We start from the raw sequence: 10,505 nt of genomic DNA, 5'->3' as shown, positions 1-10,505 counted from the left end.
CGTCAACATTCCGGCTGCGCTGACCTGTCCCCAATCCACACCGCGTTTGGACGACAGCGCCATCAGACCAGAGGGCAACGTCTTTTCCGCGTCCGTGTTCAAGAGGGTGAGTGACAGGAAGAGTTCACTCCATGCTTCCACAAAGACAAACCCTAATGTTGTTCCGATGCCCCGAAGTGCGAGTGGCACCACGAAACGCGCCAGCGTTTCTATGCGGCGTCCTTCAACTCGCGAGGGAGTGTCTCGAAGAAGGACTTCATCAGATCAGTCATTTGCTCCGGCGCGGCGATTTAAATCGCATGCCATACCGGGTTCGCTTGCCTTTTACGGTGCGACTGAAGGGCGTAGGGGCGGTTAAAATCTTACACGTGTAAAATATTCAAGTGCCGGATTTGTCGTATCCGGCTCGATATGAAGGGTAAAACTGGCAGCATTCTCCAAAATGAGAGTATTCCAGGTAAATGCGTGATACGTTCACTTTGAACCCAGTTTAGACAGCCCTGCCGATCACCGGCATAAAAATAAGGGGAGCAGAATGGTGTTCATTTTCTCTGATGGAATGTCCAGAAATAGTGGTTATCCTTCGGATAGTCGCGCTACGATCGCGGCGGTTCGCGCAGCAATCGCCTACGGCTGTGATATCGACACCTCCCGCCTTACGTTTAGGATGCTCGGACCCTACTTGATTATCGAAGGAATTGCTTACCACGGCTGCGGCGATGAAATCAGTTCAATCGCTGGTGATATTGTCGGCGTCGACAATATCCAAATTCGAATTTTCGAGCAGGGCCACAACCACTGATCCGAAATATTTAAGTGAGACGGTATGAAACCTGATCGGCCAACCTGAATTTCGGTTGGTTTCGATAGTTTGTTGATATTACCCAGTCGGTTTCCGAAACATGGCCCGATCCATGCCAGTGAAAAGGCCCGAAGCGTTTCGCCTCGGGCCATTCTAATTTTAGTTGTCTTTGTATTCTGGCTGCGCCTTCAGCGTCGCTTCGGTTGAATCAACATACACACGAACGTCGTCGCCTTTTTCGTTTCGCATGATATTGACGGATTCAAGCGGGACGGCGATGTGGTGTTCGCCCATCCCCAGGAATCCACCGATATCCATCACCAGCTGTTTGACGGATCCGTCCGCGTTTAGCACCAACTTGTCGACTTCGCCGATATCCTCGTCTTTCGCGCCGTACACTTTCTTACCGAGTTCCGGTTTTCGACCGGGCAGATGAAAATCTCATTGTTGCCTTGGTTATGTGACCGTCTCCCTGCACTATTGCCGACCAGATGCGGTTTCCACACCGGATAGACAAGCGCCATGTGCCTTTGTCTTCGCCCTCCCCGATTTCCACAGTGCTCTTGATCAGGCCACGGGCCATCAGGGAGCGCATCTCACTGGGCGGAATACCGAACCGCTCAGCAAGAACGATAGCATCGAGGATAAAGTCGCCTGTGCTTTCGCGGCTCACAATGATGGGCGGTTGCTCACCGTCTGGCGAGATTTCGACAAGAGGGCTCATGCCGGTACCGCTAGCCGCTCGCGAAGACTGGAAGGACTCGACACCATATCGGCAAGCGTGAACTGATCGAGACTTGCGAAAAAAGCCTCGCTGGCACCCCGCAGGGCGCCGGTCAGCCGACAAACTCCAGTGAACACACATGTGTCGTTCCGATCTCCTAGACAGGGGACAAGCTCCATGTCCACCTCCAGCGCGCGCACGACATCACCGATCCGGATGTCGGCCGGATCCCGGGCCAAGAGGAGGCCTCCCCGGCGGCCTCGCACGCTTTTGACTAGCTTCACGTTTACCAGGGTCTGCGCGACCTTCATGAGATGATTGCGGGAAATCCTGTGCCGCGCGGCCAATTCCTCGATGGTCACGAGACCATGATCAACAACGGCGAGTGCCATAAGAACGCGCAATCCGTAATCGGTATGGACAGTCAGTCGCATGGCAATCTCCAAAAGATGCATTTACAATACCTCTTTTTCAGAATAAGGAAAGAGGGACATCAATGATTGAGGGCAATATGGCTATCGTCGCGCCTGTGCAGGTCCCTTCCGAGGCCATCATCGAACGACTTGTGCGTGATTTCTACGGTCGTGTTCGTGAAGACGCGGTCCTGGGGGCAATTTTCGAGCAACGCCTGTCCAATCGTTGGGATGCCCATATCAAGACAATGATTGATTTCTGGTCATCGGTAACGATGCGCACTGGCCGATATACCGGCCAGCCACACGTTATGCACCGCAACCTCGGGCTTGAACCCGCGCATTTTGAACACTGGCTGGCACTGTTTCGAAGTGCGGTGGAGGACAATTGCGAGGGGGCGATTGCGGACCTGTTCATCGACCGGGCCAACCGGATTGCAAGCAGCCTTCAAATCAGCCTCAACATCGGGCCGAACGCGATCGATTTCAAGAAGATCGCAGGATCCAAACGCATCGCGGGACAGATCTAGGCTCGCCGTTCTGGCTAACAAAAATAGGTCGTCCTCGCTCGTCACAAGCGGAAACCTTCCCCGACTGGAACCATCATGACCTACAGAGACGCAATTTTTTCCCACCGCCTGAGCACAGGAGTACTTCCCCTCGGGGCAGCGTCCGCGATGCTGCTGGCATGGCCCGCCCAGGCACACGTCAAATGGTTTGCGCCCTACATCGTCGGCGCGGCACCACAGCCGGTCAGTGCGACTCTGTCGAACACATGGTTCTGGCTCGGCATTGTGTTGGTTCTGTTGTTCTTTCTCGCGACGCGGGCGGTGGAGGAAACAAGCGGCGGCGAGGCGATACTGAGAGGCATGGACCGGTTGTCGGACCCGCTCTGGAGCCGCCTCGACGACTTTGTCCGCGTGGTAATTGGCGCATTTTTCGTGGCGATCTTTGCCGTGGGCGGCGTCTACCTGACACCCGATCTCAAGACGCCTTCGGAAATGGTGTCATGGGCGCAACTTCTCATCGCCATGTTGATCTTCTCGCGCCGGACACAGCCACTTGCGGCGGCGGGTATCATTGGCCTCTGGCTTCTGGCGCTTCGCGACTACGACATTTTCCACTTGCTCGACTACCTCGCGCTCGGTGTGGGCGTGGCCGCTTACCTCGTGCTGGAGGCCTCCTCCAAACCGGAATGGCGCAAGCACAGGTTCCAGGCGTTGCGATGGGGAGTCGCTATCGCCTTGATGTGGTCGAGCCTGGAGAAATTTGCCTATCCCGACTGGTTCTACCCGCTCGTCCTGGAGAAGCCCTTCCTGACATTCGGTCTGCCACGTGACGTGTTCATTCCGATGGCTGGCGTCGCGGAGTTCACCATGGGTTTCGGGCTTCTCTGGACACCGCTCGTCCGTCGTCTGTCCGCCATTTCGCTGTTTGTGATTTTCAACGCCGCTGTTTATCCGTTCGGTCGCGTCGATCTGATCGGTCATGCCCTGATCATGGCTGTCATCGTGGCGATCGCGGCCGATCACACTAGGGAGGTGTTCTTCCTCCCCAAACTGAAGAAGGCCCTTATCGGCGTTCCTGTCGGACTGACGGTCGCCCTAACCTTGTTTGTGGCTAGTTACTGGGGGCTGCATGCCGGCTTCTACGGTTCGCAAGGCACTACGGCTGCGGACGTCGAGCGGATTACGCACACGCCTGACGTCGAGCATCCACATGACGCACAGGATAGCGCGAGCCAGCCGGAATAAACGATTTTCGGATGGCCCGGTCTTTTTCACCAACGGTGTGGTGGCGCGGTGTTGATTATCGCCTAAACTTGACCGGCTTTTTCGTTGCGGAGGGATCCGCTCAGGTCGAGCACGAAGAAGTGCGCTTTCCTCTCCACGCCACCGATGACCACCATCGCCTCGCCGAAATCGGCTTGCCCATGGCCAGGCGGATGAGCCAGCGGCACGAATACCTCCTGACGGCGCTGATCCCGCTCGCGCATATAGTCCTTGATGATCGTGTAGCCGCCGGTGAACCCGCGCTCGTCCCGGAGCCGGTCAAGTACCCGCTTGGCCGTATGGCGCTGCTTGCGCGGCATCTGCATGTCCGCATCGAGCCACTGGTCGATCGTCGAAACGAACGCATCCAGCTTCGGCCGCTGGATTAATGAGCGTCGCTGATAGCCAGGCGGCGTCGAATACGACACCATCTTGGCGACACTGTCGCGAGATATGTTGAAATGCTTCGCAGCCTGACGCCGGCTCATCCCTTCCGAGACAGCCAGTCGCACCTTCAGATAAAGTTCCACGGTGTAGATCCCCAGGCCCTCCTGCATTCGTCGCAGAAGGGTAAATAGGTGGCCGGGTTTTATTCCGGCGCAACAGGACTATCCCGCCGCTACCGTGGCCGACTTTTGCACCGCCGCTCTCACCACTGCAGGGGGGTGCATTTGAAGTGTCGGGGGAAAAGGCGATTGAAGCTGGACAGTGAATCGAATGCAACAATCATGCTAACATCGAGGACAGAGCGGCCAGGTGATCTAAGCAGCGCGGCTGCCATCTGCATCCGCATAGCAATGATGTATTCCTGCGGTGTTTGACCAATCGCATCTTTCCACACGCGGCGTAAATTTGATTCACTCATGCAACAGATGTCGGCAAGTTTCCCAACGATCCACCGATCGCCATAGTATTCGGCCAATGCCTCCAGCGCGGGTGCAATTCGGTTTAAAGGCTTATACCGCTTCCTAATAAATCTGACTCTTTGGGATTCCCATTGAGCGATTTTCATGAATCCTGCGGCAAAGGAGATTTGCCGCATGCGACATGGAATAGAGCTTCGAGGCGACTATGACGCGGACACGCTGCGTCAACTGGCGCGACGCACGACAGACGCCAATCAGGCGCGGCGACTTTTGGCACTGGCAACCATCTATGACGGTGTATCTCGCGGCGAGGCAGCCCGCGTCGGCAGTGTGACCCAGCAGATTGTTCGCGACTGGTCGTGCGGTTCAATGCGCATGGGCCGGATGGTTTGTTGAATGGCAAATCCACCGGAGCGCCAAGCAGGCTGAATGATGAGCAGCGCAAGGCTATGGCCGCCAGAGTTGAGAGAGGTCCGACGCCAGCCGTCGATGGTATTGTGCGGTTCCGACTGATCGATCTGACGCAATGGCTTTGGGAAGATTTCCGCGTCCTGGTCAGCATTCAGACACTCAGCCGGGAACTGCGTGGCCTGGGCTACCGCAAGCTTTCCGCCCGCCCGAAACACTATGCGCAGGACCCGGACGCTCAGGAAGAGTTTAAAAAAAACTCCCCGCCGCTCTGGCAGAAATTGCCAACGAAGTCGGTGGCAAAACAATAGAAATATGGTTTCAGATGAAGCGCGAGTAGGACAGAAGAACAAGATCACGCGTCGCTGGGCCAAGCGCGGGACACGGCCATCTGCTCCGCATGATCAACGAACGCGTTCGGCCTACATCTTCGGTGCGATTTGCCCGAAACAGGGTAAGGGTGCCGCACTCGTTCTTCCCCACTGCGATACCCAGGCCATGAACCTGCATTTGGTCGAAATATCCAGGAATGTCGCTCCAGATGCCCACTCCGTGCTCCTGATGGACCAAGCAGGTTGGCATCTCTCGGCAAATCTGATCGTGCCGGAGAATATCAGCACCCTACCATTGCCGCCCCGATCACCGGAACTGAACCCGGTCGAAAATCTGTGGCAATTCCTCAGGGACAACTATCTGTCAAACCGCGTCTTCACGTCATACGACGATATCCTCGACCACTGCTGCTACGCCTGGCGAAAACTCGCGGCTCAGCCGTGGCGTATCATGTCTATCGGCCTGCGCGAATGGGCTCACGCCCCAATCCGTCAAGCATAATGAGAATTAGTATTAGGGGTTCTTACTTCGGTGATCGTGGTCGTTGACCTACTAAAAAAAAAACGATCACGGGCCTTGGTCCGCCTGTGCGCGGTAGAAACAGGTTGTGCTACTTTGATCGCTGGAGGGGAGTTGCCGATTGCTTTTTGGAGGCGTTCACCCCGTTAAAAAACGTGGCACATGGGCTGTTGCGTACTTGAGAGTGGTGACGCCATTTCGGTGGCGATCCCGGTTAGGAAAATGGCGAACTTGCGCGGCCCAGCCCCTCCTTGATCCAGAGGAGGAGACGTCATGCCCAAGACAATACCATCTAACGCGCAGAATCTAAGGCGCATAAACCCAAGAGCCGCCGCCATCGATATCGGCGCGACTATGCATATGGCCGCCGTCAATCCTGACGCTGATGACATGCCAATCCGCGCCTTCGGGACTTTTACCCACGATCTGCACGATCTCGCTCACTGGTTCAAATCCTGCGGGGTTACCAGTGTCGCCATGGAGTCGACAGGTGTCTACTGGATACCGGCTTACGAGATTTTGGAGCAGCACGGCTTCGAGGTCATTCTAGTGAATGCTCGCTACGCCAAGAATGTCCCGGGCCGCAAGACCGACGTCAGCGATGCAGCATGGCTGCGCCAACTGCACTCCTATGGCCTGCTTCGAGGAAGCTTTCGGCCGAATGCGCAAATTGCCACCCTGCGTGCATATTTGCGGCAACGAGAACGGTTGGTCGAATACGCGGCCGCTCATATCCAGCATATGCAAAAGGCGTTGATGGAGATGAATCTTCAGCTTCACCATGTCGTGTCAGATATCACTGGCGTGACAGGCATGAGGATCATACGGGCAATCGTTGCCGGCGAGCGAGACCCGGATGTGCTGGCATCCTTGCGCGATATCCGTTGTCACTCCTCGGTCGAAACGATACGGGCATCCCTGGTTGGGAATGATCGGGATGAACACATTTTTGCGCTTTCCCAGTCGTTGGACCTGTACGACTTTTATCAGCAAAAGATGCTCGAATGCGATCGCAAGCTCGAGCAGGCGATCGCCACAATCGCGCATAATGTCGAGAAGCCACAATCGCCGTTGCCTAAGATCAGAACGAAGACGAAGCAGCCGAATACGCCATCCTTTGATGTCCGGGCCGCATTATACGGCCTTGTAGGGACAGACTTGACGCAAATCCATGGCCTCGGTTCATCACTTGCCCTGAAGTTGATCGGCGAGTGCGGCACAGATTTGCGGGCATGGCCAACCGCCAAGCACTTTACATCGTGGCTCTGCCTGGCTCCTGGCAACAAGATATCTGGCGGCAGGCTTCTCTCGTCGAGAACACGCCGGTCATCGAGCCGTGCTGCAGCACTTTTGCGGTTGGCGGCCACCACTATTGGCCGAAGCGACACGGCGTTGGGTGCATTTTATCGACGGTTGGCAGGACGTATCGGAAAGCAGAAAGCCGTGACGGCGACCGCACGAAAGATCGCTGTGCTCTTCTACAATGCCCTTCGCTTCGGCATGGCCTATCGTGATCCTGGTTCAGCGGCATATGACGAGCGACATCGAGGTCGGGTCTTGGCAAACCTCCAGCGCCGTGCTCGAGCCCTGGGTTACCAGCTTGATCCCATCCCCGATGCGGAGAGTGTTTCTTAGGAAGGCAACCGAGCCATTGCGCGTCGGCGCGACCTCCATCACCAGTGGCGTTGACCCGTTCAATGGGTCGAATGGCTGGGCTCTGACCAGCCACGGTGTCGGCGAAAACTTGTTCACCGTCGACATGGACGGCAAGCTCGTACCGGAGCTGGCGGAAAAAGCAGAGAGAACGGGCGACCTCTCCTGGACAATTACCTAGATGCCGTAATGGGCCGACCCTTCCGAGATTGTAGCCAGATTGGTGGCTGTCCCTCAGAATGACGATGTTGAGACGGGGCGCGAGCTGGTCGGGCCCAAACATCAAGCGAGGAACAGCCATGGAGTACTTTGCCGGAATTGATGATTCTTTGGAAGCGAGCAGCGCAAAGTTCGATCGACAGCCCGTTAATTTTACAGTGCCGGGGAGCCCATTAGGCGACGCATGGTGATCACCTGTTTGGATTTGGATAATCATGTGCCGATTGGCATGTGGCTTCCAGCAAAGCTGATCGCGAACAGTGACCAGTCATTGATGATGTGTGCTCCAGCCGAGACCCAAAGGTTTCTCGTGCGAATGTAGGACCAGGTTAGGACCAGACGGCTGATACCGATGACGACGAAGCATTGAATAAGGTTCCAGTCGTAGGTCGGCAGATGAAGCGAGCAAAACCAGACTGTCGACACCAATATGCCAGCAGCGAGGCTGGCCCGTCGCCCCCAACCGAACTTTGTGTAGCATGTCCACATGACCGCGAGCAGCGGTAGGATGGTCACGACCTCCTCGCCAATCAACTGAATGAAAGTCCGCAGCATGAACAGCGCGATATCGAATGGCCCGGCCACGGCCAGGACATCAATGACCGGATTAACCGCGAATGTCATAAAGAACTGCAACGCCAACGCCGTTGCGGACGAAAGGATCATTGTGGTTACGGCGAAAAAGACCGAACGCCCCAGAGCCGCCAATCCGTACGGGCGAAACAGAGTGTTCAGATGCCCATGAGACACCAAAGCGAGCGCGATCAAGGGCACCACGGCGAAAAGGATCGCCGGAACGAGTGAGGCCACCCCCTGTAGGTCGGCCATTGGCGAAACCGTCAAGAGAATGGAGCCCACAATTGTAGCGGCGATGATAATCGCCCAGCCCAACGGGACGATCGGATACGGTTCATGGTTATAAAATGGAAGATCGTCGGTCGTCGGCGATAGTGGCTGTGTAGATGCCGGGTCTAAAGCCATATCTGTATCAGTTCACGGACACGAAATTGCCATCGGGGTCGAACCAGCAATTGAAGAACTTCTGCCCCTCTCCATCGGGATAATACCCCTGGACGACAATGCGGTTGCCGCTCCTGAATGCCATATTTGTGGTGATCTCGGTCGGTCTCCTCCCGAATGCGGCGGATGCTTCGCCTTTGCAGAATGCCGGCAACGATCCCATCGCCACGGCATTCGTGTTACGGAGCGGCCGCTGCTCTGGCATTCCCTGGTCTTGGGTAGCGTCGTCTGTAACCCCCTTTGTCTTGACCTGGCATACCCCATTCGCGCCGCCTTTTCCCGTGTAGGAAATATCGGGGCTGCCATCGGGGCTGACGGTAACGGAAACGGTGATATTGCCGAGACGGGCTTCATAATAGTTTTCATTGAAGCGTTTCAGCTTCGCTTGCTTGCCGCCGATGTAGATCGGCCCGCCTGTGTCGGCATGCACGTCGACTTTTCCGGGGCAGGAAGCATTGAAGAAAGGCACCTTGGCCTCCACCGAATGCGAGAACATGGCGGCAAAGACGAGAACGCCAAAAGCTGTTGTGAATTTGTGCACGGAAGCCACTCCCACCTGAAAGAATACAAAGTCGACGGACACACAATGCCCAAATGCCAGCAGACTTCAAGTTGAATGACACTGCGTCGGCCCAGCCGTCCGAATGATGTAGGGAACATAGGTTGGCGCGAAATGGGGAGAGCGTTTCTTGGACTCCATGAAATTGATGAAATCGCTGGAGGAACTGCTATACGAACTAGTCTCGTAGCTGGTCTTTTACCCAATCACCATGTGGCGGTCACTCGTACGACCGCTAGAGATGATGCGTTATGCCCACACCGAGCTTGCCGATAGTCCAGACGAACAATACGACGACACGCTCAGCCCGCCCTTGTTCCTGCTCATCACCCTTCTGATCGCACAGGCTTTGTCCTCAGCAATACCGTCCGTCTACGATCCGTCGACAGCCCGCAAAGGCGCTCTCCTCAGAATCAAACCTGCTGATCGCGCGGGGCGAGATCTTCGGCGTTTTTTGCGCTGGTGATGGCGGTGACGGTGTTGAGGCGAAAAGCGAGCAGGTTGACCAGGAGCACGTTGAGATCACCATTCTTCGGTCAATGCTTCGTGGTCTCGCCTTTTGCGATGATGGCGAGCCTGTCCCTCGGCTTGATGCTGATACCTGGGCATGGGGGCGTTTCCGCGCAGCCAAGACAGCCAAGCGGGTGATGCGAAAGCTTCTCAAACAACAGAGTCATCCGCCGCGCGTGATGATCGCTGACAAGCTGCGATCCTACGGCGCAGCAAAGCGCGACATCATGCCCAGCGTCGAATAGCTTTCGCACAAAGGTCTGAATAACCGGGCTGAAAATTCCCATCAACCGATACGACGGCGAGAGCGGATCATGAAGGGATCCAAGTCAGCCCGACATCTCCAGCGTTTCGTCTCCATTCATGAACCCGTCGCCAATTTCTTTCACATTCCACGCCATGATATTCCGTCAGACCATCACCGCGACCTGAGAAGCGCAGCCATGCAGGTGTCGAATGAGTCCATGACTGTTCCTCGCTTGATTTTTGGGGCCGACCCGTTGGGATCCCGTTTCAACGTCGTCATTCTGCGGGACAGCCACCAATCTGGCTACATACTCGGAAGCGCCGGCGCATTACGGCATCTAGGAGGGCGTCCACGAATTGATTTTGTGTCCGCGGATCCTTTGTCGGCATGAGCATTGGCGAAAAGGTTTGTTGTGTTGCGGCAATTGAAGGCAGTCGGATGCAGCATCAAGCGCGCTTGC

The 10,505-nt window shown here is 56.0% G+C and carries 11 protein-coding genes and 4 pseudogenes; 7 read left to right on the top strand and 8 right to left on the bottom strand.

Annotated features, from left to right (window positions below):
- Nucleotides 1–192 (bottom strand): annotated as a pseudogene (locus tag R6X40_RS31415) (carbohydrate ABC transporter permease); the annotation flags it as partial.
- A gap of 343 nt (nucleotides 193–535) precedes the next feature.
- Between R6X40_RS31415 and R6X40_RS31410 the strand changes: the two are divergent.
- On the top strand, nucleotides 536–802 hold the full coding sequence (locus R6X40_RS31410; RefSeq protein WP_318419096.1) for a transport-associated protein: 267 nt from the start codon (nucleotides 536–538) through the stop codon (nucleotides 800–802).
- A gap of 159 nt (nucleotides 803–961) precedes the next feature.
- Here R6X40_RS31410 and R6X40_RS31405 read toward each other — a convergent pair whose 3' ends face one another.
- Genes R6X40_RS31405 through R6X40_RS31395 form a run of 3 tightly spaced genes read right to left on the bottom strand, consistent with a single transcriptional unit; the run spans nucleotide 962 to nucleotide 1,960 of the window.
- Complete coding sequence (locus R6X40_RS31405; protein ID WP_318419095.1) at nucleotides 962–1,201, bottom strand: PRC-barrel domain-containing protein; 240 nt, start codon at nucleotides 1,199–1,201, stop codon at nucleotides 962–964.
- A gap of 4 nt (nucleotides 1,202–1,205) precedes the next feature.
- Nucleotides 1,206–1,526, bottom strand: a complete 321-nt coding sequence (locus R6X40_RS31400; protein ID WP_318419093.1) for a DUF6522 family protein — start codon at nucleotides 1,524–1,526, stop codon at nucleotides 1,206–1,208.
- Nucleotides 1,523–1,960 carry an Rrf2 family transcriptional regulator gene (locus tag R6X40_RS31395; protein WP_318419091.1) on the bottom strand — a complete coding sequence of 146 codons (438 nt, stop codon included), beginning with the start codon at nucleotides 1,958–1,960 and terminating at the stop codon, nucleotides 1,523–1,525. The genes R6X40_RS31400 and R6X40_RS31395 overlap by 4 nt, the downstream gene beginning before the upstream one ends.
- A 62-nt stretch (nucleotides 1,961–2,022) precedes the next feature.
- Here R6X40_RS31395 and R6X40_RS31390 point away from each other — a divergent pair, with 62 nt between their 5' ends.
- Complete coding sequence (locus R6X40_RS31390) at nucleotides 2,023–2,469, top strand: group III truncated hemoglobin (protein WP_318419089.1); 447 nt, start codon at nucleotides 2,023–2,025, stop codon at nucleotides 2,467–2,469.
- Nucleotides 2,470–2,544: 75 nt separating this feature from the next.
- Nucleotides 2,545–3,693, top strand: coding sequence for a hypothetical protein (locus R6X40_RS31385; protein ID WP_318419088.1), 1,149 nt, complete (start codon nucleotides 2,545–2,547; stop codon nucleotides 3,691–3,693).
- Nucleotides 3,694–3,785: 92 nt separating this feature from the next.
- Here the strand turns inward: R6X40_RS31385 and R6X40_RS31380 are convergent.
- Together R6X40_RS31380 and R6X40_RS31375 are read right to left on the bottom strand one after the other, a co-directional pair.
- Nucleotides 3,786–4,199: pseudogene (locus R6X40_RS31380) on the bottom strand (IS21 family transposase); the annotation flags it as partial.
- Nucleotides 4,200–4,360: 161 nt separating this feature from the next.
- On the bottom strand, nucleotides 4,361–4,723 hold the full coding sequence (locus tag R6X40_RS31375) for a helix-turn-helix transcriptional regulator (RefSeq protein WP_318419087.1): 363 nt from the start codon (nucleotides 4,721–4,723) through the stop codon (nucleotides 4,361–4,363).
- A gap of 28 nt (nucleotides 4,724–4,751) precedes the next feature.
- On the opposite strand from R6X40_RS31375, the pseudogene R6X40_RS31370 reads away from it, so the two are divergent.
- The 3 genes and pseudogenes from R6X40_RS31370 (at nucleotide 4,752) to R6X40_RS31360 (ending at nucleotide 7,671) form a co-directional block, all read left to right on the top strand.
- Nucleotides 4,752–5,819, top strand: a pseudogene (locus R6X40_RS31370) (IS630 family transposase).
- Nucleotides 5,820–6,110: 291 nt separating this feature from the next.
- Nucleotides 6,111–7,472, top strand: coding sequence for an IS110 family transposase (locus tag R6X40_RS31365; RefSeq protein WP_318419085.1), 1,362 nt, complete (start codon nucleotides 6,111–6,113; stop codon nucleotides 7,470–7,472).
- Complete coding sequence (locus R6X40_RS31360) at nucleotides 7,462–7,671, top strand: hypothetical protein (protein ID WP_318419084.1); 210 nt, start codon at nucleotides 7,462–7,464, stop codon at nucleotides 7,669–7,671. The genes R6X40_RS31365 and R6X40_RS31360 overlap by 11 nt, the downstream gene beginning before the upstream one ends.
- 251 nt (nucleotides 7,672–7,922) lie before the next feature.
- Here the strand turns inward: R6X40_RS31360 and R6X40_RS31355 are convergent, their stop codons facing one another.
- Both R6X40_RS31355 and R6X40_RS31350 read right to left on the bottom strand, forming a co-directional pair.
- Nucleotides 7,923–8,690, bottom strand: a complete 768-nt coding sequence (locus tag R6X40_RS31355; RefSeq protein WP_318419083.1) for a CPBP family intramembrane glutamic endopeptidase — start codon at nucleotides 8,688–8,690, stop codon at nucleotides 7,923–7,925.
- Between the two features lie 7 nt (nucleotides 8,691–8,697).
- Entirely contained in the window at nucleotides 8,698–9,312 is a 615-nt protein-coding gene (locus tag R6X40_RS31350) for a hypothetical protein (RefSeq protein ID WP_318419082.1), read from the bottom strand.
- Between the two features lie 596 nt (nucleotides 9,313–9,908).
- On the opposite strand from R6X40_RS31350, the pseudogene R6X40_RS31345 reads away from it, so the two are divergent.
- A pseudogene (locus R6X40_RS31345) lies at nucleotides 9,909–10,250 on the top strand (DDE-type integrase/transposase/recombinase); the annotation flags it as partial.
- Nucleotides 10,251–10,505: the final 255 nt, after the last annotated feature.

It is taken from the genome of Rhizobium sp. PL01, assembly GCF_033447125.1.
Classification (GTDB): domain Bacteria; phylum Pseudomonadota; class Alphaproteobacteria; order Rhizobiales; family Rhizobiaceae; genus Pararhizobium.
Note: the sequence above shows the minus strand (reverse complement) of the source record. Positions and strands in the feature narration are given on the sequence as shown.